Annotated in this window: 22 protein-coding genes and 1 tRNA gene; 11 read left to right on the forward strand and 12 right to left on the reverse strand. The window is 44.9% G+C overall.

Annotated elements, in window-relative coordinates; all coding sequences use genetic code 11:
* Positions 1-61: 61 nt before the first annotated feature.
* The gene (gene recR, locus HB364_RS07080; protein ID WP_167287162.1) at positions 62-682 is read right to left on the reverse strand and encodes a recombination mediator RecR; all 621 of its coding nucleotides are present in this window, start codon (positions 680-682) and stop codon (positions 62-64) included.
* A gap of 105 nt (positions 683-787) precedes the next feature.
* Between recR and HB364_RS07085 the strand changes: the two genes are divergently transcribed.
* Positions 788-2,032, forward strand: coding sequence for an outer membrane beta-barrel protein (locus HB364_RS07085; RefSeq protein ID WP_167287163.1), 1,245 nt, complete (start codon positions 788-790; stop codon positions 2,030-2,032).
* 6 nt (positions 2,033-2,038) lie between these two features.
* Here HB364_RS07085 and HB364_RS07090 read toward each other — a convergent pair whose 3' ends face one another.
* Together HB364_RS07090 and HB364_RS07095 are read right to left on the reverse strand one after the other, a co-directional pair.
* A complete protein-coding gene (locus HB364_RS07090; protein ID WP_167287164.1) occupies positions 2,039-3,475 on the reverse strand; it encodes an Ig-like domain-containing domain in 1,437 nt (478 codons plus the stop codon).
* 49 nt (positions 3,476-3,524) lie between these two features.
* A complete protein-coding gene (locus tag HB364_RS07095; RefSeq protein ID WP_167287165.1) occupies positions 3,525-5,387 on the reverse strand; it encodes a RecB family exonuclease in 1,863 nt (620 codons plus the stop codon).
* A 205-nt stretch (positions 5,388-5,592) separates the two neighbouring features.
* Between HB364_RS07095 and HB364_RS07100 the strand changes: the two genes are divergently transcribed.
* Positions 5,593-6,954 carry a sigma-54-dependent transcriptional regulator gene (locus HB364_RS07100; RefSeq protein WP_167287166.1) on the forward strand — a complete coding sequence of 454 codons (1,362 nt, stop codon included), beginning with the start codon at positions 5,593-5,595 and terminating at the stop codon, positions 6,952-6,954.
* 8 nt (positions 6,955-6,962) lie between these two features.
* Entirely contained in the window at positions 6,963-7,763 is an 801-nt protein-coding gene (locus tag HB364_RS07105) for a response regulator (protein WP_167287167.1), read from the forward strand.
* A 186-nt stretch (positions 7,764-7,949) separates the two neighbouring features.
* Here the strand turns inward: HB364_RS07105 and HB364_RS07110 are convergent, their stop codons facing one another.
* Entirely contained in the window at positions 7,950-8,600 is a 651-nt protein-coding gene (locus HB364_RS07110) for a tetratricopeptide repeat protein (RefSeq protein WP_167287168.1), read from the reverse strand.
* Between the two features lie 257 nt (positions 8,601-8,857).
* On the opposite strand from HB364_RS07110, the gene HB364_RS07115 reads away from it, so the two are divergent.
* Positions 8,858-8,929 (forward strand) — tRNA-Arg (locus HB364_RS07115).
* 89 nt (positions 8,930-9,018) lie between these two features.
* On the opposite strand, the gene HB364_RS07120 is transcribed toward HB364_RS07115, so the two are convergent.
* Both HB364_RS07120 and HB364_RS07125 read right to left on the reverse strand, forming a co-directional pair.
* Positions 9,019-9,360, reverse strand: a complete 342-nt coding sequence (locus HB364_RS07120; RefSeq protein WP_167287169.1) for a hypothetical protein — start codon at positions 9,358-9,360, stop codon at positions 9,019-9,021.
* Positions 9,361-9,591: 231 nt separating this feature from the next.
* On the reverse strand, positions 9,592-10,521 hold the full coding sequence (locus HB364_RS07125) for a hypothetical protein (RefSeq protein WP_167287170.1): 930 nt from the start codon (positions 10,519-10,521) through the stop codon (positions 9,592-9,594).
* Positions 10,522-10,973: 452 nt separating this feature from the next.
* Between HB364_RS07125 and HB364_RS07130 the strand changes: the two genes are divergently transcribed.
* Positions 10,974-11,726: a hypothetical protein gene (locus HB364_RS07130; protein WP_167287171.1), complete on the forward strand. Its 753-nt coding sequence runs from the start codon at positions 10,974-10,976 to the stop codon at positions 11,724-11,726.
* 337 nt (positions 11,727-12,063) lie between these two features.
* Positions 12,064-12,759 (forward strand): hypothetical protein, encoded by a 696-nt coding sequence (locus tag HB364_RS07135; RefSeq protein WP_167287172.1) that lies wholly within the window; start codon positions 12,064-12,066, stop codon positions 12,757-12,759.
* A 144-nt stretch (positions 12,760-12,903) separates the two neighbouring features.
* On the opposite strand, the gene HB364_RS07140 is transcribed toward HB364_RS07135, so the two are convergent.
* A complete protein-coding gene (locus HB364_RS07140; protein ID WP_167287173.1) occupies positions 12,904-13,428 on the reverse strand; it encodes a hypothetical protein in 525 nt (174 codons plus the stop codon).
* A 235-nt stretch (positions 13,429-13,663) separates the two neighbouring features.
* Between HB364_RS07140 and HB364_RS07145 the strand changes: the two genes are divergently transcribed.
* Positions 13,664-14,212, forward strand: coding sequence for a hypothetical protein (locus HB364_RS07145; RefSeq protein ID WP_167287174.1), 549 nt, complete (start codon positions 13,664-13,666; stop codon positions 14,210-14,212).
* 18 nt (positions 14,213-14,230) lie between these two features.
* Here HB364_RS07145 and HB364_RS07150 read toward each other — a convergent pair whose 3' ends face one another.
* Both HB364_RS07150 and HB364_RS07155 read right to left on the reverse strand, forming a co-directional pair.
* Positions 14,231-14,926 carry a LytR/AlgR family response regulator transcription factor gene (locus HB364_RS07150; RefSeq protein WP_167287175.1) on the reverse strand — a complete coding sequence of 232 codons (696 nt, stop codon included), beginning with the start codon at positions 14,924-14,926 and terminating at the stop codon, positions 14,231-14,233.
* A complete protein-coding gene (locus tag HB364_RS07155; RefSeq protein WP_167287176.1) occupies positions 14,923-15,999 on the reverse strand; it encodes a sensor histidine kinase in 1,077 nt (358 codons plus the stop codon). Before HB364_RS07155 ends, HB364_RS07150 begins: the two co-directional genes overlap by 4 nt.
* A 167-nt stretch (positions 16,000-16,166) precedes the next feature.
* Between HB364_RS07155 and HB364_RS07160 the strand changes: the two genes are divergently transcribed.
* Positions 16,167-17,810, forward strand: coding sequence for a S41 family peptidase (locus HB364_RS07160; protein WP_167287177.1), 1,644 nt, complete (start codon positions 16,167-16,169; stop codon positions 17,808-17,810).
* A gap of 2 nt (positions 17,811-17,812) precedes the next feature.
* On the opposite strand, the gene HB364_RS07165 is transcribed toward HB364_RS07160, so the two are convergent.
* Complete coding sequence (locus tag HB364_RS07165; RefSeq protein WP_167287178.1) at positions 17,813-18,766, reverse strand: helix-turn-helix transcriptional regulator; 954 nt, start codon at positions 18,764-18,766, stop codon at positions 17,813-17,815.
* A gap of 71 nt (positions 18,767-18,837) precedes the next feature.
* Between HB364_RS07165 and HB364_RS07170 the strand changes: the two genes are divergently transcribed.
* A complete protein-coding gene (locus tag HB364_RS07170; protein ID WP_167287179.1) occupies positions 18,838-19,518 on the forward strand; it encodes a hypothetical protein in 681 nt (226 codons plus the stop codon).
* Here HB364_RS07170 and HB364_RS07175 read toward each other — a convergent pair.
* Positions 19,513-20,466, reverse strand: a complete 954-nt coding sequence (locus HB364_RS07175; RefSeq protein ID WP_167287180.1) for a PD40 domain-containing protein — start codon at positions 20,464-20,466, stop codon at positions 19,513-19,515. The two genes, HB364_RS07170 and HB364_RS07175, sit on opposite strands and share 6 nt — an antisense overlap.
* Before the next feature lie 48 nt (positions 20,467-20,514).
* Positions 20,515-21,141 carry a hypothetical protein gene (locus HB364_RS07180; RefSeq protein WP_208419866.1) on the reverse strand — a complete coding sequence of 209 codons (627 nt, stop codon included), beginning with the start codon at positions 21,139-21,141 and terminating at the stop codon, positions 20,515-20,517.
* Positions 21,142-21,262: 121 nt separating this feature from the next.
* Between HB364_RS07180 and HB364_RS07185 the strand changes: the two genes are divergently transcribed.
* Together HB364_RS07185 and HB364_RS07190 are read left to right on the forward strand one after the other, a co-directional pair.
* Entirely contained in the window at positions 21,263-22,108 is an 846-nt protein-coding gene (locus tag HB364_RS07185) for a hypothetical protein (protein WP_167287181.1), read from the forward strand.
* 141 nt (positions 22,109-22,249) lie between these two features.
* Positions 22,250-22,807, forward strand: a complete 558-nt coding sequence (locus HB364_RS07190; RefSeq protein ID WP_167287182.1) for a dihydrofolate reductase family protein — start codon at positions 22,250-22,252, stop codon at positions 22,805-22,807.
* Positions 22,808-22,877: the final 70 nt, after the last annotated feature.

Below are 22,877 nucleotides of genomic sequence, written 5' to 3' on the forward strand. Positions count from 1 at the left end.
ATCAGGACGCAAAGTTAAGTGATGTTCTTTTAATATCAAAACAGGGCTGGAAGTGAGTACGTTACCGGTTGGCCACATAGCTTTCAACGGGGAGGCGGTTGGTGATAGACCGGGCGAGGGTCATTTCATCGGCATATTCCAGCTCACCGCCGAAGGCGATACCGCGGGCAATGGTGGTGATCCGGATAGGGAACGATTGTAGTTTTTTCTGAATATAATAGATCGTAGTATCTCCCTGTATATTGGGATTGAGGGCAAAAATGATCTCTTCAATCTTCTCTTTTTGTACCCGTTGTATAAGGGCTTCAATATGAAGCTGATCGGGGCCAATACCATCCAGCGGGGAAATAATGCCGCCCAGGATATGGTAAGTACCACTGAATTGCTGGGTGCTTTCAATCGCAATTACATCGCGGATATTTTCCACCACACATACCAGTTCCTGCCGCCGCATGGAATTAGCGCAGATGGAACAGATGTCGGCATCAGCCACATTATAGCAACGCTGACAGAACCGGATCTCCCGGCGCATCTTCGTAATAGACTCCCCGAAAAGTTCCACTTTTTCCGGTTCCTGCTTTAATATATGCAGTACCAGCCTCAAAGCGGTCTTCTTGCCAATACCCGGAAGTTTGGCAAATTCATTCACGGCATTTTCCAGTAGCGCAGAAGAGAATTGCATACTGCAAAGATACATTTAACGCAACAACTATGTTGTTTTTACGTTTATCTGTCCCTGAGTTACTACTTTCCCCCTTTTTTAAATATGACCCTAACAAACCCCTTGATGAAAACTGGTTGTTTATTCCTCATTGCCTTCTTACTGATCAGTCTGTCAACCGTACAAGGACAAACTAACTATCAACCCGGTTCCCTCGTATTAAAAACCGGAGAACAGGTCAGTGGGCTGATTGATTACCGGGAATGGCGCCAGAATCCACGCAAGATCAATTTCCGGAAAACCCCGCAGGATCAGATTGCACAATACAGTGTGGAAGACCTGCAGGCTTTTAAAATAGATGGTAAGGATTCTTTTGAACGGGCCATCGTTACCAAAGATATGCGTCCGGTGGAGGTGAGTGAGGTCATCGAACACATGGAAGATGATCATAAACAGATAGACACTGTATTTCTACGGGTATTGGTAAAAGGCACAAAACTAAACCTCTATGAGCTGGTAGATGCCAAGTCGCACTATTATATAAATGCGGACAATGGGGATTTCCAGGAATTACAATACCAGGTACATTTTGACCATACTGCTTCCAGCCTGCAGCACAAATACATTTTCCGTAATCAGCTACGTCCCTATACTTTGGGGCATATCCAGGAAAATAAGTTGCTGAGAAACCTGGAAAGAATAAAATACCAGGAAAACGATCTCGTGAAGATCGTTTATGACATCAATGGTACGCAGTTAGCCAAAAAGAAGAAAAGCGCCGCTCAGTTCTTTGTAGCGGCAGGCCTGGCTTACTCCAACATCAAGTTGGGAGGTAATTCCGAACTCAATAACTTACAGTATAGCGGCAATATTGGTTATTCGGCAGGGGTGGGCATGGATATATTCTCCTCCAGGAACCTGCAGGATTTTATACTGCGCATGGAACTCTTTTATTCCTCGCTCAAATATGAAGGAAAGGGAGTGTTGAACAATGGAAGTGGACCCTTTAATGCCAGGTACACCATCCGGCAAACCAATATCACCCCTTCGATAGCATTACTCTATAATTTTCTCAGGAAAACTTCCTATAAAGTTTATCTCAGTGGAGGCGTTCAATATAACTTCTCGACCTATCCGGAAAATGACTATGTGAAATATGTCGACGAGAATACGCCTTCTGTAAAAGAAGACTACCTTGATTTTGAAAAGAACTGGCTGGAATTCACAGCCCGTATCGGTGGCATGATCAATGATAAAATAGAGCTTGGTTTATTGGCCACAGTTGCAGGTAGCTTTGAGCGGTTCCTCTACGTAAACGGTAAACCTGCTGTCTATACCTTTAGAATAGGCTACCGGTTCAATAACAAATAAACTGCCTTACAAAGTAATATCAATTTCATTGTCCCAGTTGGCCTTCACAGTCAGTTTGCGCGGCACAGGTATTACCTTTTCCGGTTGTATATGCTTGCCAAAAAACTCACCGGGATCCCAGACCCCGTTTTTATTGGCGTCATACAGGATGCGCAGGTCATATTCTCCGGGCACAAACAACCTGGCATTGAAATTACGGTCAGTAAATACATGGCTGAACTTGATCTGGTCGCCCTGGGCAAACTGTAATACCGGGTTTTTGGAAAGATCAAGATTAAGGAAGCGAAGGCGTACCAGCCCATAGTCGCTTTCTTTTTTGGTGCGGAAATTAAGTGTGTCTGTTCTCAGCAGCTTATGGCCCAGGGTATCTTCTGCAAACTCTTTATCAACAATAAGGTTATAAGCTGTATTGGGGTCCCATTTATAATAAAGGGTTATCTTTTTATTGCTGGTGTCCCTGACAAACCGGTAACCGGTAAGTGGTTCATACTTTTCGTTTGTAAACACTACTTTGGAGGAATCAAAAGAGCGCAGCGGCGCCGTCCGGAAATTGATCTCGAGGTTACCCAGCAGGTCCAGTTCCTGGCCGGAAAGATTGGTCTCCATGCGCAACCGCTTATCCTGTACTGCACCCCCGCCTTTCGTAGCTGATGGCCTGGTAATACCGGCGGGCGCGGCAGGTTTTTTATCCTTTTCTTCCTCTTCTTCCCGCTCTGTATAGGCGTATAAGGTAAAGAACTTGTTGCCTTGTGTATTGGCAAGTGTATCGGCAAAAGCAAATAGCTGACTTTTGTTCATATACTTCCGTTGTCCGCCTTCATCCTTAAAAGCATAAAGGGCGAAGGTACCGGGAGGCAGGTTGCGGAAAGTAAAATTGCCGTCCCTGTTCAGTTTGGTAACATACCGGGGACGTTCCTTAATAACGGCCGAATCATCTGTATTCCTGTGCAACACCGCTATCAGGGTAGAATCCGTTTTACCGGTTTCTGCTATAATTACCTTTCCGGATACTGTTAATGAATCAATCGTATCGCCGGTAGTAAAAACATACGTAAAGTCCTTCAGTATATTCCCCTCATTAATATCTTTAATAGCATTGCCGAAATTGATAGAATAAGTAGTATTCTCTTCCAGTGTGTCTTTAATCGTAACAGTAAGGGTCTTGAGCTTGCTGGAGATAATAGGATTTATTTTGGGTACCGGTGATACCAGCAGGTTCTCCTGTATATTTTCCGGCTGGGCAATAAACTCATCAAATTCGAATACGATCTTCTTGCCGGTAAAACGCCTGATGGAATCCGCAGGATTAACCCTTAGCAATACAGGCGGCAGGGAATCTTTATCTCCACCGGTGGGCGCTACGATATTGGCGCAGCCTGCAGTAAATACCTGGAATTGTGTAACTACTACTATAATAAAAAGAAAAGATAAAACCTGCTTCATTGGATATATACAACTTCAATAAGCTGCAAACATAGCTCGTTTGGGTGGATTATTCATGCAGCCTTACGGCCAGGCCATAGGTTTTAACAAAATGACACCAATGGCATTCCGGCTTCCCGCAGCCGGTATAAAAGTCCCGGTGCTGGATGCGTTGCCAGGCCGTGGTGAGCTGTTGGGTCACGATGGCAACATCATCCGGCGTGATCATTAACTTTTCTTTGTGGTAATAATACTTTTTATCTGGCTCTATAAAATCAAACTCCGTGCTGACCACCTTCCATTCTTTTGACTGGTAATTATCTACCAGTATCTTATAAAATACCGCCTGCCGCCAGTAATCGCCACCCAATGGTATGGCCTCTCCGGGAGGCATCAGCCGGACTTTGGATTTTTCCGGATCACCGGTTTTATAATCCACCACATTCACCAGCCGGCCGTCAAATTCCAGTTTATCTATCTTGCCCTTAAGCGGTACACCATTCACCATTACGTTCCGGATATTTCTTTCCACCGCTACGATCCTGGTCCAGGAATGAACGTATTCATCATAATAATTACTTAACACTTCACGTCCGTATGCTAAACGGCGGTTAAACTGTTCCGGGGTAAAGCTTTGTCTGTGCAGGTGCATATACGTTTCAAAATCGTTGATAAAAACCTCCGGCGAGGGGAAAGCTTCTCCTGCGGATTGCATTTTACGGAATAACAGCTCCAATGCATAGTGTACGGCTGAACCAAACTCAACAGCCTCATTGCGTGGGGCAGGAATGCGGATAATATTCCTGAAATAAAATTCCAGCGGACAACGGAGGAAATTATTAAGGGCTGTAACGTTCATAACAAACCGTTGCAATAACCGGCTTACTATTGTTTCCTCCAGTTTGCCGATTTCCGGGGCCGGCATTTTGACCTCGCTGGTTTCCATATGTAGGGCCCCGGCTATCCCTCCAAAGGGGATAGGCGATATATAAAACGCAGCGATTAGCGGGATAATGCTATCCTGGCCATTGACGGGTACCTGTAATGGAGGCCAGGTAAATGCTGGTGCACGCATCAGTAGGATCAGCTTCACCAGCAGCGGCAGGTCCATTGCCGGATTACGTGCTGCCTCTTCCTGCACATAATGCACAAAACCGGTAACCAATTCCTGCAGCTCCTGGCTGTCCGGATGCTGCCTAACAAAATCGCTGATGCCGGTTTCACGAAGCATACTTTCCACCAGGGCGGGTAAGGTGGTACCGGGTGCTATGCCGGTTAATCGTTCTATAGCTCCGGAAGCTTTTATAAAGCCCTCCGCAACAGGAGGCGAAAAGAGGTCCCTTGGCGGGGTATGCACCTTTTCATATAGTAGCCTGCGCAGGGATACTTTTTGACCGTTGAATGGCCGGTCGGCTGCCGCTATAGCGAGTTGAGCAATTTCAGCGGGTGGAATAGCAAACCATTCTGCATGCAATAACTCAAACAACATCTCATCGCCGCTACCGGGAATTTCCTGTTCTGCCGCGAGGTACTCAAGCAGGAGGACCACCTTTGCTATCAGCGGATGTTCCGGTGGCAGGGCCGCGCCAGGGTCCGGTACATCGCCCGCATCATGCCGGCCAAGTTGTTGCAGCAATACCTGGTAATTATCAAATTCATGAACGGCTGCCTGCAACTTGTCCATGCTTGCTGCTGCTTCCGCTACCTGGTTTGGTTCCAGGCTGGCCAGGTATGCATTGATCTGTTTATTCACAACGTCCGACGTCCAGCCTTCCCGTTTCATCATGCTGAAAAGGACCCGGAAATTCCTGATCTCAAAGTACACATCGCCACGATAGCGCTTGAGTGGATGGCCTTTGGGAAAGGCATCAATAAGCCTGATAAACAACGCTGTACGCTCCATGGCAGATAAGGGCGGTTGGCTGCTGAACATAACCAAAGATAAGCAGCCGCCTGTTTACTCCATGGCTGACTGGAAGGATTGAATGAGGTCTGGAATTAAGATAAATTACCTAGGCTGTCTTCAGGAATTCCTTATTGTGGATTTTTAACTTTTCTCATTTGCGGAAAAATTCTTCAATTTGGGAATACTTTTTTGTGGTTCATACGTTTATATAGTAATATCTAGTCCATTAGCAATGAAAAATCAACATGCCCTCAGGATTTTCGTCCTGGAAGATGATGTTTGGTACGGCTCCATGCTCGAACATTATCTCTCTCTAAACCCCGATTATGAAGTCAAACGCTTTGAAAGTTCCACCGCTTTTTTTAACCAATTGCATGAGCGCCCCAATGTGGTAACGCTCGACTATTCCATGCCCGACATGGATGGCAGTGCGGTACTGAAAAAGATCCGGGAAGTCAACCCCGATATACAGGTCATCATCATTTCCGGCCAGGAAGATGTGGGTACTGCCATCAACCTGCTGAAAAATGGCGCTTTTGATTACATCGTGAAAGACGATGAAGTGAAAGACAGGCTATGGAATTCATTGCTGCACCTGAAAGAGATTGTAGGGCTGCGCCAGGAAGTGGAACACCTGAAAGAGCAGGTAGGTAAGAAATACGATTATTCCAAATACCTGATCGGGAAGAGTGAGTCTATGGATAAAGTGTATGGCCTCATTGAAAAGGCCTGTAAAACCAACATCACCGTATCTATTGCGGGCGAAACGGGTACCGGTAAGGAAATGGTGGCCAAGGCCATTCACTATAATTCTGAGCGGCAGAAAAAGCCCTTTGTGGCGGTCAATGTAGCCGCTATTCCCAAAGAGCTGATCGAAAGTGAACTCTTCGGGCATGAGAAGGGGGCTTTCACCGGCGCGGTTACCCGCCGCCTTGGTAAGTTCGAGGAAGCGAATGGGGGCACCTTGTTCCTGGATGAGATCGGTGAAATGGACATCAGTCTCCAGGCAAAATTGCTGCGGGTGCTGCAGGAACGGGAAATTACCCGTATTGGTGGCAATGAAGTAGTGCCGGTAAATGCACGCATCATTGTGGCCACACACCGGAACCTGCTTACAGAAGTACAAAACAAAACATTCCGGGAAGACCTTTATTACCGGCTTATCGGGTTACCCATTCAACTGCCTGCCCTGCGTGAACGTGGTAATGACATCATATTGCTGGCCAGGTATTTTTTAGACCTGTTCTGTAAGGATAATGGAATTGAGAAGAAAACCATTTCGCCGGAAGTGCAGCAGAAACTACTCCAATATACTTTCCCCGGTAACGTGCGGGAACTGAAATCGGTGATGGAACTGGCGGCTGTAATGGCCGATGGCGATATCATTCAGCCGGAACATATCACCATCAATACAACCGCTACCGTGAATGACTTGCTGAGTAAAGAAAGGACCCTGAAAGACTTCGATATCCATATCATACAGCATTACCTGGATAAATACGATAAGGATGTGTTGCTGGTAGCCAAGAAGCTGGACATTGGCAAATCCACCATCTACCGTATGATACAGGCCGGTGAATTAACTACCAAATAACCGCCAGTATGATCGTACCCGATTACCGGAGCCTGGGGAAACGGAAAATACTGGTGGCGGAGGATGTGGAACTCAACCAACACCTGGCCCGTCACATGATGGAGTCGTGGGGTTTTGAAGTGGACATCGCTATCAATGGCAGGGAGGCGCTGGTACTGGTACAACAGCATAGTTATGATTTGGTGCTGATGGATATACACATGCCCGAAATGGACGGCGTGGAGGCTACGAAGCAGATCAGGCAACTGACGGACATTGTCAAATCAACCATTCCTATAGTAGCGCTCACCGCCAATGCCCTGAAGGGCGACCGGGAGCGGTTTCTGGCAGCAGGCATGAACGATTACCTGCCCAAGCCTTTCAATGAACCTAACCTTTTTCGCATCATTGCCAACAACCTGACCAACATGATCATTACTGACAATGCTTCATCGCAGGAAGCCCTGATTCCCGGACCTGGCGACCCTGTGAAGCTATACAATCTTTCCCTCGTATATAGCATAGCTGGTGGTGATGAGAGTTTTGTGATACGTATGCTGCAACTGTTCCTGGATACCATGCCCCAGACATTAGTGGAATTGCAAAAAGAATCTGCTGAGCAGAACTGGGAGCAGGTAGGCAGGCTGGCCCACAAACTGAAATCTACCATTGACTCCATGGGTATCAGTTCCCTGAAAGACATCGTACGGCAGATAGAACACAACGGGAAGCAAGAAGAACAAACAGAACAATTGCCGGCGCAGGTAGCCCTGGTAGAAAGCATTATGAAGGCCTGTGCCGAGCAGATAAAGAAAGACTTCTCCCTGTAAAATCAACATGTAAAGTATCTGTCTACTGCCTTTACCTTGTCTTGCCCTACTACTGCCTCCGGACTATCCCAGGATTATCTCCGGAATTAACCCTCTATATGAGCTCTATAGCTGCTCTAAAGCAGCTCTATAAGAGCTCTATAGCTTTTTACGATATTACGACTGAACTGAAGGAATAACATTATGCTATCCCGGGATGCGGGAGATGTATTTCTCAATCTCCTTTACCTGTTTTACAATTTCAGGGCTGGTAGGTTTGAGTGCTTTGGTTTTGCGGAAGAATTCTTTGGCAGCGCGGAACTCCCGTTTATTCATCATGATATTGCACATCTGCAGATAGGCAGCAGCTTCATTTTCCTTATCGGGCAGTCCTTCGCGGATGGCCTGGCGTATATATTGTTCGCCTTGTTTGAAATTGCCTTTTTGCAGGGCGATCATGCCCATTTGCAGCAGGTTGGCCCCTTTTACTTCCTTCATGGGGGTACCCAGGTCGAGGCCTTTCTTCATATTCACTTCGGCGCCATCGAAATCCTGTTTCATCATCGCCAACTGGCCTTTAAAGGTATAATAGGCAGAGCGGATGGGCTTATAGAGCAGGTTGGGGAACTTTACCGAATTGAGAACGCCTTCGGCGCCTTCCAGGTCGCCATTTTCCATATATTCCTGGATAAGTCGCAGGGGGCCAATGAAAAAATGGCCTACAATCAGGATAAGGCCAATGAAATAAAGGGGAAAGGCAGGCCAGAAACTGCTATAAATATTCGCCACGATACCCAATACCACCAAACCCAGTCCTAAATACAGGCGGTAACGGATAAGCCAGGTATAAAACTTCATACATACTTTTTTAGGGGTAGCAAAGATAAGCGTAATGGGTTGATGTGCGAATTTATCAATGTGCAAATACCGTAAAACAGGACAGGTGGGCTATTTTATGGATAGGAAGTTCGTTTTCAGGGGATTTATGTATGGCTGGTAACTTTTTGCAGCATTTTCAAATTTGCACATCAATACACCTGCACATTGGCATTGTTTCCTTATTTTTGGCGCCCGGAAACAGAAAAAAGAAGGCTGTATGCCTGTTTTTCCTTCCCGGTCCCGTAGTTCAATGGATAGAATAGAAGTTTCCTAAACTTTTGATACAGGTTCGATTCCTGTCGGGACTACTTAGCAATTTTAAAGCCGCCTTGTAATTATGAATTTACAAGGCGGCTTTGTTTTGCTGAAGGAAATAGGAGGTGTTAATTTGTGAGCTTTAGTTTGTGTCATTAAATGCAGCAGGCATCGAATCAATCCTTATTAGGTAATTGAACACTTTGTCTTTTTTCTCATAAATAACAGGCTGTCTCACGGTTTTAATAACAAGCGTATCCTTCACGAGGAAAATTGTGTCAATATTATCAGTGTTTACTTTTATAATATGTTCAGTTCTGCCATCTTTCGTGACGTCAACATGGTCATGAAGCGATGAAATTAAACTGATTTGGTAGCGATTTATTTCAAGGTCACCAATTGTAGACTTTCTCTCATTAAGTTTTTTTGTTTCATCGGCGCAAGACAATAAAACAAATAGTAGTATTGGCATTATCTTCTTCATAATAAATAAACTGGCGCAACGCATCGTTATTTTCTGTCAAACGTAAATTTAACATCTACAGTGGAGAAGCCCTTCGTCAAGACTGTATATTAACCAGAAGGTCCAATGGTACTTACTTTCTCTTTTGATTGGCTACGATATTACGTAAATATTGGAAAGCAGAAGGTAAATCGTTTTCAAAGAACTGGCGTTTCCAATTCGGATCAAATCTTTCTATCAGCAAAAACAAGGCTAATCCTTCATCCTGCGACCATGCCGGTGCTTTCTCCAGTAACCACCTAAGTGTCTCCTTCTCGTCCATGTCCTTTGGAGCGTTTTTAGCATAATTCTATACTGTGCCCACATTGCCGAGCCTTCAAGAGAAATGAAAATATCATCCAACTTATCATATCCAAGACTATCTCCTGATAAAAATTCTTTTTTTCGCCTATCTGCTATCCGGAAAGCCTGTTCAATATGTGCGATACAACTATCTGTATTTTCATTGAATACGGCATTCCAGAGATGACCTTTTTCTGCAAAAAATAGTTGTTTATAAGTCTCATTTTTCCCAAATGTATTTTCAATCGTATTATCATCTATGCTTTCGGGTAGCTTATAATTATGCTGAATCTGCAAAAGTTTTGAAAGTACAAATGGCAGTTGGCGGGTATGGGTCAATTCGTGAATATAGATTCCCAGAAATAAAAAATTTAAGTAAACTGCATAGTCGGGTGTTGCAAGGAGGTGAAACAAGGTGGGAAGCGGTGCAATAAAGAAACATTTTTGATTGTTGGCATATGGCATGGCCACGGTGGGTAAAGAACCCATCGGAACAGGTGCTCTGTCTGGAACCCAGACATTCATCGAATGTGAAATTCTAATAAGCTCATAGTTTTGGCGATCGTAAATGAAGCGATAAGCTGTTTTTTCAAATGGCGGAAGCAACTTTTTATCTGGGTTTAAATGCCAGGCCGCGGTGCTGTCATAAAAGATAATCCATGGCAAAGGGTTTTCCTTGATCTTTAGTTCTTTCCGGCATACAAGATTCCAGTTATCTAATACTTTTTGTATCCATTGCATATCATTTTTTGCCAGAGGAGTGCTGACATTTGTATGCTGTGCGGTTACAATGTGGCTGGCAATCAGAAGAAAGGCAATCAAAATTTTTAACCGGTTCATAAACCATGTTTTTCGGTATACAAATGCAGGTTTTCATTGCGGGTAGAACCTTGCGCGAATGCCTAATTGAAAATATTTTTTAAGGTACTAATTTAGGCTGAAATTACCTCAGGCTGCTAAACTGGCCAGCAACTTCGGATCAGCCGGAAAATAGTTCGAGAATTGTCCTATAAGGGGACTACATATATAATTTTAATGGCGTTCAAACCGAACGCCATTTTTCGTTATAACCCCTACTGGCTTCAATTCCAATACTTTTCTGTATCAATTCAAATCAATTCAAACAAAAGGAAGGCTGGTTCAGGGGCCTATCCGGGGTCCTAATTTGTAGGCCCCTGCGGGTAGGCAGGTCTACTTCTAACCATTTCGTTCTACCCAACCAAATGGATATGTATGTATATCTCTTTTATGCTACATCTTTGGTGGTATTTATTCATGTAAAATAAATAATCATGAAAACAGAACTACTTTGCCCAATAATGGCGGCATGTTTCGTCATTATAGCATCTTGTAAAAAAGGGATAAGTGATAATGAAAGCGCTTTCCAGTCAGTGCAATTCGCAAGTGATCAAAAAATTGGAGAAATAGATTTCAATTCGGTAAGCTTTACTAATAGCACAATGTTGACCAATAAATTTTTCCCATATCAAACAATAGGAAGGACGTATGTTTTTGAAGGCGAAACCCCGGATGGTTTGGAGCGAAATGAAATTCAACGCATTGATGTCGTAAAAGTGGTCATGGGTATCAATGTTGCTGTAATCAGAGATAGGGTTTGGTTGGATGGTGTACTGGAAGAAGACACCCGCGACTGGTTTGCCCAGGATAATGACGGGAATGTTTGGTACATGGGGGAAGACGTAGATAATTACAATCCCGATGGTACTATCCGCGATCATGAAGGTGCCTGGGAGGCTGGCATAAACGGAGCAGTAGCGGGTATTATCATGCTTGCCAATCCCAAATCAGGGATTTCATACCAACAGGAGTTTGCAGCAGGAATAGCCGAAGATAAGGCGAAAGTTGTTGCTATGGGACTCACTATTCTGGTTCCATTAAATACCTATGAGGGTTGTTTAAAAACAAAAGAATGGAGCGATCTTGAAAAAGGAGCTATTGATTTTAAATTTTATGCACCTGGTATTGGACTTATTAAAGAGAAAAAGAATAATACTGAATCGAAACTTGTTGCTATAGTGGAATAACATTACATAAACCCCAGGACAAAAATAGAATAACAGCCGCTGAAATATATGCCTTTGAGAAAAACTATTTAGGATAAAATATATTTTCTGAGGCAGCAAGGACCTTTTCTCCAAACGGAAATTGTACCATTTCCAAATTCTTTATATTGACACTAGAATATAGAACAGTTACGACATCGTTGGTGTTTTCCGTTGATCTCAATGTATTTCGATTTGAATGAAAGCAGGAAGCACCAACAACCGAAGTACACGCAGGAAGAAGCTCATAAGGAATAAGATAATATGCGTATCTTAGTAACGTAGGCGATTAAAATTTCTTGACCTTAACAACTATAGCATGAGATCTTTCCTGTTTACACTGTTTATAACAACAGGGTTGGTCCACCTGGTCAATGGCCAATCAGATTATAAGACCCCACCTGATCCTATACAGGTTCCAAAAGTGAGCCTGGTGTACGTAAAAACGGGCCCTTTTGACAGGGTATGCGGATCGTCATTGAACAAATCTGTGAAGCAGGAGGATATGGATGAACTGTCAGGGCGCTTGGGCGAGTTCCAGGCGATATGGGATAAAGAAGGATCTATTTACCTTCAAACAGTTCTTAAAGAAACAGGGCGCTCATTTCCCTGGCAGGATGTGGAAGCAACACTAACCGCCTGTGATTTTCCCTCCATGGGCTCCCCTTTGATAATTTATACAAAAAGCTTTCTTTCTTCTGCTCCAAAACCTCATCCTGTATCAGTTTTTCCTATCGTTGTTTTTCATGAGTTGATGCACATTTTTTTGCGCGCTGTTAATGATAGTTCTTTGCTGAAAAAGAAGTATGTATTGGAGTCCCCCTTTACGCTGGGCCAGTTGCAGGTGATGGCCCTGGAAAAATTTGTCTTATTAAAACTGGGCCGGTTGGATATTATCAAATGGCTGGATACACGTTACCGTACGCGTTTCTCACCTGAGCACCGCCGGGCCTGGGAAATTGTAAATGATATAGAAGGATGTGAAGCTTTTATTGAAGAGTTGAAGATAAAATAATGAGCTGGCATCTTTCTCACTTCAATACTTGATATTCGCTAAATTGTTGCCGGTAATCGGCCACCTCGAAAATCGCTTTTTAATAAATTGATTTGGAATAAGATACGTCATTAAGTTCGATTCCTGTCGGGACTACCAAACATTTTACTTGCGGACTTCATTGATGACCGCACCAAGCAGATCAACTAACTCTTGTTGAATAACCCCAATCTGTTCAATTTCTTCTCCCGCTCTCCAATGCTCCCCTTCTTTAATGAGTGTAAGGCGTTGCGTACCTCTGCCCGACTGCAGCAACACATCGTAAGTTCCTGTAAGTTGTCCATCCCAGGAAATGGTTTCGGCAAGAGCTGCTTTATAAAACACATTATTGTGTGTGAAAGTGGTTGTAAAAACCAGGTGGTCGGTTGTATCTGGCCTGCCAGTGACGAGTTGGAAGTCCATATGGGTTGATTTAGACCAGTAAGGTAAGAAAAACTGTACTTTGCCATGTCTTCCAATTGATGAACGGACAATATTAAGCCAGCCTTTATAAGGGTTTTGTTTGGGTTTGACAGGGGTTTCCTTCGTACCATGTTCGTACCACCTTCGCTCCCCGCCCTTATAAGTGCGCTTTAACCCCGAAGCATTCCCGAAGCAAACCCAACCCAAAGGCGGTCCATCAATGTCCATTACTGTATAACCATTTTAGACAACCCAGGAAAACTGTATAGTTATTTTAGCAAGGGACATCCTAACTCAATCCTCCTGTCATCCTTGTACCAGCCATGTACCAAGTGCGCTTTAACCTACAAGGATGGTACAAGGATCACACAGGGTTTGCATACCCCTGCCATTTTACCCATTTCACGGTATTGTCCTGACGGCCAACATTTATTACTTTTAACCAGTATATGTTATATACTATATGGCCAAATACACCGGCATACCACCCATTACGGGCACCATTGGTCCCATCTGCATCTATAAGATGTATGGCCGGTATTATATCCGTACCCGTAGCTCGCTCACGGGTAAAAGGGTAAAGAAAGACCCGGCTTTCCGAAAGACGATGCAATATGCCGCCCTTCTGTCCAAAGCTTCCCGCATCGCCTCCACCGTATATGCCACTCTGCCTGCCGACCGGAAACAGCACAGCCTGTACCGCAAACTTACCGGCGAGGCCATGACCTGGTTAAAATACCAGTGGACAGAAGAAGATGTAGTGGCTTACCTGGTCAAACTATATACCGGACAGGAAGTACAGTTACCTGAGCCTGAAGTGGTGCAACTGAGGGCTCCCTTCCGCCGTAAGACACAGCGGTTAAAGGAAAAAAGGCATAAACAACACAAAGAAACACCCGCAGAGAAACTGCCTTACCATCTTTACGCCTACCGTTATAATGAACGAAAGTTCCGACGACAATACAACCAAGACCAGATCAACTATCCCTGGAGTGAATATATAATGACCTGACTGTTCTTCATCATTTACTCATTCCTGCCCCAGTTTTTTATACAGTGCATCCTTATAGGTTACCCCTATGGGCAATTCTTTGTCGAGTATCCTTACCAGATTGCCTTCTACGAATTGTATATGCCGGACATTAATGATAAAGGATTTGTGGATACGCAGGAACTGCTGCTCCGGCAGCAGTTCCCCGATTTTGTTGAGCGAGGAATACGATGTATGTACAGTATTCGCCGTCACTACTTTTATATAATCTCCGAAGCCTTCAATATAAAAAATATCCGGATAGGCAATCCGCAGGAGTCGCTTGTGCACTTTAATAAAGATAGCTTCGTCCGGCGGCTGGCTTTGCGAGACAGGTGGTATTTCTTTTTGGGCGCTGATCTTCTGGACCGCTTTGATAAACCGTTCGAAGGTGATGGGCTTTAACAGGTAATCCACTGCCTCCAGTTCAAATGCCTCCACGGCATATTCCATATAGGCGGTAGTGAATATTACTTTGGGCGGGTTCTTGAGCGATTTCAGGAAATTGAGACCTGTAATACCCGGCATCTGGATATCAAGGAAAAGTAGGTCTATCTGTTCGCGGTGCAACAGTTCGAAAGCCTCGATCGCGGTTTCACAAGTGCCCACCACCTGCAGGCTTTTTACTTGCCGTATATGTGATTCCATCAATTGGCGCGCCAGTGGTTCATCGTCTATAATAAGGCACCTGGTCATCGGGGTGGATTTAGTTGAACACTTAAAGTAACGATAAATTGTGAATCCTCCTCTGTTACCAGTAATTGGTGTCGCTCAGGGTATAATAACTCCAGTCTTTTGCGCACATTGTATAAACCAATCCCGCTTTCTTTTGCCGCAACTTCTGTTTTCGGTGCTTTGAGATTGGAAGTTTGGAAGGTGATCTCTTCTTCATCAATGGTCATGAGCAACTGTACCTGGTTGCCTGGAATTTTATGATGGAGTGAATGTTTGAAACAATTCTCAATCAGCGGTAAAAACAACAGCGGTTCGATCAGTGTGCCGCCCGGATTTCCCTGCACGCAGAACTGCAGCACCGTATCGTCATTATGGCGTATCCGCTCCAGTTCCAGGTAGCTGTGCAGGAACGCTATTTCTTTTGCCAGTAATACTTTTTCTTCCCTCGCTTCATACAATACATACCGCATGATGCCGGAAAGATTGGCAATGGAAACGGAAGTTTTCGGTGAACCCTGCAAACTGAGCGCATATAGGTTATTCAATGTATTGAAGAAGAAATGCGGTTGTATTTGCGACTTTAGCTGGTCGAGTTCTAGTCGCAGTTTGTCGGATTGTAACTGGTCAACGATATGCTGCCGTTTGAACAGCTCCCGGATAAACAGCAATCCAATTGATGAAAGCAGGATCAGTAGCGTATAGCCCATATTTTGTATCAGGCTTCCCGTCCAGTGCCAGGGCTCCACAGAAGCCAGATTGGAACGGTATTTTTCGGGAATGAAGGGCAGGTTGATCATTAGCAGGAAGGCGATCCGGGCATTGAGCTCATACAGCAAAAGATAAAAAGGCAGGGATGCCAGGAACCACCAGGGGCGTTTATTGAACAAGGTGCGTGGAAGCAACCAGCGATAAAAGAACACGATGGAAGGAAGCTGTAGCACATTGACCAGGATAAGGCTCAGCGTAAAAGAGAACCGTTCGAATATCTGCAATCCTATAGACAACGGAATGATGACCAACAGGATAAAAAGATAGAGCAGCTCCACGAGTTTTATCTTCTTGTAATAGCTCCATTTTTTCGTTGCTTCGAACATGCCACAAATTAAAACAGCCGTTCATACAATTGATGATTTATTTCGCCCAATTCCCTGTTTTGCCCGCTCAATTTAGAAGACAGTGTTCAACCCGCCGGTCAGGGCATTGGGCTAAAAAGTAACCCTGTACGTTTGTATCAGCCGCAATTTGCGCTCAAATCAATCACATGAAAAGGGTCATTTACCTGGTATTGTTTGGGTTTATTACCTACAGCAGCCAGGCTCAAACCAATATACAGGTTACGCAATTAACAACACTCGGCAAGGTATGGGGTTTTCTAAAATATTACCATCCCGCTGCTGCTAAAGGCAAACCCGACTGGGACAGTGAATTGATACGCATGATCCCACTTGTTGAACAGGCCAAAACCGGGAAAGCGGTTGATACATTGCTCGAAGCCTGGTACCGTTCATTGCCGTCCGCCGGGTTATCCACTACACGGGTAAACAGGGAGGCAGATTCGCTGGCAAGGACCATCACGGAAAAAGACATACAGCAGTTCAGGGTTTCAAAATGGCTGAAGACCGAACTGGTCCGCTTATACCAATACCACCTTCCGGATACCAGCCGGTATGTCACCCGTTATTACGGCGGCCATTATTATGATCATATTATTCATACTGAAGACGATTGCAAGACACCTTCCTATCCTGGTCGTCCGGTGCGTTTGCTTGCCCTGTTCCGCTATTGGAATACGATAGCCTATTTTTACCCGCACAAAACGCGCATTCCTGCCTGGGACAAGGTATTGAGCAATTATATCAGCCGGTTTTTGCAGGCAAAAGATTCAGCACAATACCGGTATGCCATACGGGAGCTTATCCATGAATTGCCCGACTCCCATTCCTTTATACAGGAGCCTGGCCGCATCTACTATTTCTATCCTTTTCGTATTGATTATGTGGAAGGAAAATATCTGGTTGGTGCGTGCGACGATAGTATTGCAAAAAGATGGGGATACCGTATTGGGGATGAAATAATTGCCATTAATGAAAAACCCACCCGAGAAAGAGAAAAGGAACTATTAAAGACGACTACCGGCACCAATGCGCTTTCGCTGCACCGCAATATTGCCCAGGAATTATTGAAAGTTGGTGACTCTATCATAGAGGTAAGCTTCAAAAGGGGGAAGCAGGTGATTGCCAGGCCCGTCGAACTGCACAGTTGGGAAGTCTACCGTCGTATACCCAAAGCCCCTGCAAAGCCCTTGTGGGAGGAACTGGAACAAGGAGTCTGGTACGTGCGATTTTGCCGTATCAGTAGTATTGACACCCTGGGCTATTTATTCCGGGATATCCGGCAGGCAAGGGCTGTGATCTGGGAAATGCGCGACTATCCCAATTTCAAGGTTACCACAGGATTGAATAAATTCTTCTTTCCTGCAAAGACGCAGTTTACCGAAGAGCTGAATGCGTGGGATTTTTATCCAGGTACATTTATCAGGGGCTCCTATTATTTTACACCTGCCGGCAAGGCTGATTCGATCTATAATGGCCCCTTGATAGTCCTGGTAGATGAACATACGCAAAGCCTTTCTGAATCAATCACCGCTGCTTTAAGACTCAGGCCCAATACAATTACCATGGGCCGGCAAACAGCCGGTACCACAGGCAATATCACCTGGTTTACATTACCCGGTGGTATAGAAGTAAGTTATACAGGTGTTGGCGTAAAGGGTTTGCAGGAGAGTTTTCGCCAGGGCATGGGGGTTAAGCTGGATGTCCCGGTAAGGCTCACTCCCGCAAAGGTGGCCCAAAGCAAAGATTATATATTGGAGCAAGCGATCCTGTATGCCAGGAGATACCAGTAAGGCTATGCGCTGGATGGTTTCAGGTACATATAGAACTCTCCCAGCTTGTGTTCCTCATTGCTCAATAACAGGAAGATAAAGAAGTCTTCGGGCCTGAACAATTTCTTATAGCCAATAATGTTTTCCCGGAACAGGGTGGTGTAGTTCTTGATGTTCTCATCCATATTGCCGGCCGGAATGTCAAATACCAGGTACTCGCCTTCCTTTACCGGACTGATAATGTATTCCTGACAATCAGCAGGCGATAAACAATTGATCACGGCTCCTGTTACGAGCAGGCCATGGTGCATGTTGAACCTGTCGGCCGGTGTGAAATTGAGCGAATCGAAGGGTTTGATCACAAAGCTTCCGCTCCATTTCTTGTCAAAGCCGCTCATCACCTGATCGAGATAGGTATCGTAACAAAAACCGCCTTTATAAGATGCCGGCACCATGCGTAATGACCTGCAAATGGTATAGCGATTGTGTAAGGTCTCGATCCGGTAATTGAACGGGAAATCCTTTTTCAGTATATCGAGATAGGCTTGCTCTGAATGGATACCGTCGAGCAGGGCATTGGGGGAATCCTTTATGAATAGCGGTCTTTTCCGGAAATAGCCCGGACTGTGATTGAACTGCTGACTAAAGGCTTTTGAAAGCGCGTGTTTACCTGAATAACCGATCCTTTCGGCAATTTCAGTTAGGGAAAGGTCTGTATACGATAAAAGGGAGGCGGCTTTTTCCAGGCGGAATCTTTTGATGTAACCGCCAATCGTTTCCTGCTCCGTTTGCTCAAAGATGTCTGAAAGGTGATAATAAGAAACGAAGACATGATCGGCCAGGCGCTGCAGGGAGATATCTGCATGCATATTCGTTTCCACGTATTCGTGAATCCTGTTGGAAATGACCCGGTAGTGTTGTATGGTAGCTGGCTTATGCAAGGCGGCGGCGGCTCTGATGGCTGAAAAGTTATCCATTTTTGGGATTTCCAGGAAGCAGGCTGCCCATAAAAAAATGATAATTATTTTTCAGGCATCAACTTGTTACCATGAATTTTAAGCATATCCGTTTAAGTGCGGCCATTGTTGCCCTGGTCTATATCGCCATCCAGTCATTTCAATCGTATGTATTCGGCCAATTCACTGCTCCCGCATCGGTTGCGGAGGAATTGCAGCAGGGAAATCATCCCCTGCACCTGGTGCGTTCCTCCCTGATGCTGGCTGCCATGTTCGGGCTATTGTATGTGCGATACGTGATTTGCTCCCTGGCGGCAGTGTCTAACCGTTTCTGGGCCACCCTTGCCTTTATCTGCTATTTCGTGTTTTTCATGCTGGAGGTCCTGCTGCGTTCGACTGAGCTGTTTTATACACAGCTCCATCTTCCAAAGGCCCTGGCCGCCAATGCGAATGACCTGCCCCGTATTGCTGACAAGCTCCAGACATTTCAATTGATCCAGTCCGCATTATACTTTCCGCTGATTCTGGCAGCGACGGGCAGCTATATCATCCTTTTTTTTATGTTTTCACCAGCAAAACAAAAGATCAACTGGCTGTTCAAGTTTGTCATGGGCGTGGATATACTAAGGTCTGTGTGGAGATTGTCAAGCGACTATTTCGGTGTACAATGGCTGCAGGGGAACTTGTATGATGAAATGTACCTGCCCCTTGTTTTCATCACCTTTGGGTCGCTCTGCATCTGGCTGCTTACCCTAAAGGACGAACGACTATAAATTGGGTTGCCAGAATTTATCTATTTGCCGCTTTACATATTCCGCACTGATCCACTTTACATTGCGGTCACTACTAAAGAAGAAATACTTTGAGTCCGGAGAGTAATAAGGACAGAAATCACGGGTACTGGTATTGATGTTCTTTCCCAGGTGGGTGGCCTGCTGCCATTGTTGATTGGCGCCGGGTTTAGAACAGTATAGGTCTGCTCCGCCGAAACTGTCATCCCGGTTGGAAGAAGTAAAAATGAGCAGGTCTTCCTTAGCTGAAATAAAAGGGTCGTATTCAGACTTTGAAGAATTGATGGCCGCTCCCGGGTTCTCCGGTGTGGTGTATTGTCCATTGACTAACTTACTTACGTAAATGTCTTCTTCACCCAAACCGCCCTTACGGGAGGAAGCGAAGTACAGATTTCCCTTTTCAGTAAATGAAACATAGAACTCATTGCTGTCTGAATTTACACTATTCAGGTTTACAGGCTCCGACCAGCTTCCATTGGCCAGGGGAGTGCTGAACCATATATCATAGTCCTTGATGGTGTCTGATGGGTCTTTAGGCCTGTTGGATATAAAGTAAAGATTGCTATCAGGACCAAAAGCAGGATCAGCATCTGAATAGCTACCTTCTACAGGTGATATCAATGTTGGCGTTGTCCACTTTGTGCCATCATAACGGGTGACATATATTTTGGATTGCTTATTCATGGACCTTGAGAAGTAACAAGACTTGCCATCCGGAGAGAAGGCCGCATTGAAGTCAAGTGAATCTGCTGAAACGATGCCCGGCAAAAAGACGAGGGCCGTTGAATCGGGATATGGTTGGGGATAAGGAATGTCTATAGCTGTTGGCTTTTCACCAGGTGCATTGTTGTTGCCACAGGATGAAAGGATACCCGTCAATAGCAGGCAGGCAAATAGCTGAATTATTGAAATATGCCGGAGGTGGTACATGGTGTTTGTATTGAGTATTACTTGTGGTCGGGTGCTACAATAAGCTGGCTACTTTATCCTGCGTGATACGTTGGTCCAGTTCCATTCCCAGGTAACGCCATTATCGGGTGAGAATGCTTGGCTCCATACGGGATTGTCCTTGTCGGTTTTGTCCCACCGGAACATGACCAATACAGGCTTACCATTGTACACATCCTTACAGTAAAAGGTGCCGATATTCTCTTCAAAGGATCCTACTACTGGCGGGTCCATGACTCCTGTATTGCTGGGCACCCAATAAAGGCTCCATAACCTGGTTGCCGGATTAAATAACCGTAGTGTCAACCCCTCAAAAGGTTTTCCATTAAAGGTGGCTTTATAGATATCCATATTACCTACCCCATTCAGTATGGAACCATAGTTCTCATCTGATGACTCAAATTCTTCCCATTCAGTAGAATTGGTAAATCTCGATTTAAGCCTTTGGTTGTGCATGGTCCATTTTCCGGTTAAGAAATCAAAATCATGTTGGGAAGAAGTTTTGGAAGCTGTGATCTCCAGCTCTCCGGTTGCAGTGATTTTGGCATTGACCATGGCTGCTTTGGGAAAAACAGGTTGTGCCTGGGAAAATGAAATGTGTAAGACGAACAGGATGAGGAAAGTAATGGCTTTCCGGGCAAGCTGGATCCGTTTCATTGGATTTGTTGTTTGGTGACTGACATGGCTGGTCAATACTCAATTTAATAAATATTAGTGATAGGCGATGAGCTTGTGCAGGTCATATTTTCTGTGTATTATTAAGGAATAAATCCTTCCTATGAATGACAACGAAAGATTCGTACAATTGGAAAAGGCTTTGTATCCCCAACAAATACGCGAATCGGAGAGACAACTTATTATTAATCTCCTTAATTCATTCGACAATATTAATCATGTACATAATGGCGTTAATCTGCTCAGATTAATAGGCTCACATACAACAACCGTAGTTGTCAATGTGCCAGGCGTTGGCTACAGAAATGAAGTGGACCCCTCCAAAGCCCAGTTTTTCAGGGAGTGTATGAACAGGGTGCTGGACCGGGGGATTAACCGGGATTTTAAGATGGGGAAGTACCAGGCTCCTTTGCTCTTTTTTGTGCAGGACTCCCGCCTGTTTAGCCATCTCTGCGCCTGTGGGTTCGATCCCAACGAACGATTGACTGACCCGGACCATGAAGGGTACCCCTATTTTATGTTGCACCACGATTTCAGCATTGACAATTACCGGGTGGCCAAGCAGTTTGGCTTTGATCTTTACCTGCCGATCGTGGAGGGTAAAAACCTGCTCCAGTTATTCTTCTCCCGGTTTATTGAATTTGACCTCAGCACGCTGCGGGAGTTTGTGGATGATTTTCCTGCCTATAAGAATGTGCCCAATCCAACGACGGGGCTCACCCCGCTTCAGACTTACCTGACAGCAGAAGGGGGCAATCAGTTTTCCTATGAAATAGTCCGGTTCCTGTTAGAAGAAGGGTTTGACAAGAACAGCAAAACGGAGAAAGCTTTTTTTACTTCCGATTTTGAGATACCCAAGCGCAGTACCGCCCTCGATATACTGAACCTGAAGTACCAGGCCTATAAACCTGGTAAATGGGCGCTGGAAACGATAGCCTTATTTAAGTAACTGCCAGGTTATTGCAATGTGTTGAATATGGCCTGCTTACATATTGATTTACTAATATGAGGCGGGCTTCTTACATTTGGTTAGCAGTTACTAACGGTATTATGCTCCCCGGCCAATGTATTAAATCAACTATTCAAACGTATGAGAAAGATTATTTTGAACCTGGCGGTAACGCTGGATGGTTTTATTGAAGGGCCTAACGGTGAGATAGACTGGTGTCATGTAGATGAGGATTCAGGGACAGCCTCCTTTTTTGATGAATTCCTGGCAGATATAGATACCATTTTTTATGGGCGGGTGAGTTATGATCTGTGGGGGCAATACCAGCCATCCGGAGATACGCCCCTCCCCGAAAAGAAGATATGGGAAGCTGTTCACAGCAAAAAGAAGTATGTGTTTTCAAGGTATCCGAAAGTGGATAATAAAGCCACTTATATCAGTACTGATCTTGAAAGCAAGGTGTCGGCGATCAAACAAGAGCCGGGAAAGAATATCTGGCTGTATGGCGGCGCTAACCTGATAACGGAGTTTATTAACGCCGGACTGGTGGATACCTATTTGCTGGCCGTATACCCGGTAATCCTGGGAACGGGCAAGCCTCTTTTTGCCAACATTAAAAACCGGGTGGGGCTTACTTTACAAGGCGTAGAAACTTCCCGGTCGGGAGTAATGCTGGTGAGGTATGATGTAAAGAGATAGAGGGTACTGAAGCTCCATAAAAAAGAATGCAGGGGATAAGTACCCGCTGCATTCTTTTTATTTCAGGGAT

It is taken from the genome of Paraflavitalea devenefica (genome assembly GCF_011759375.1).
GTDB lineage: Bacteria > Bacteroidota > Bacteroidia > Chitinophagales > Chitinophagaceae > Paraflavitalea > Paraflavitalea devenefica.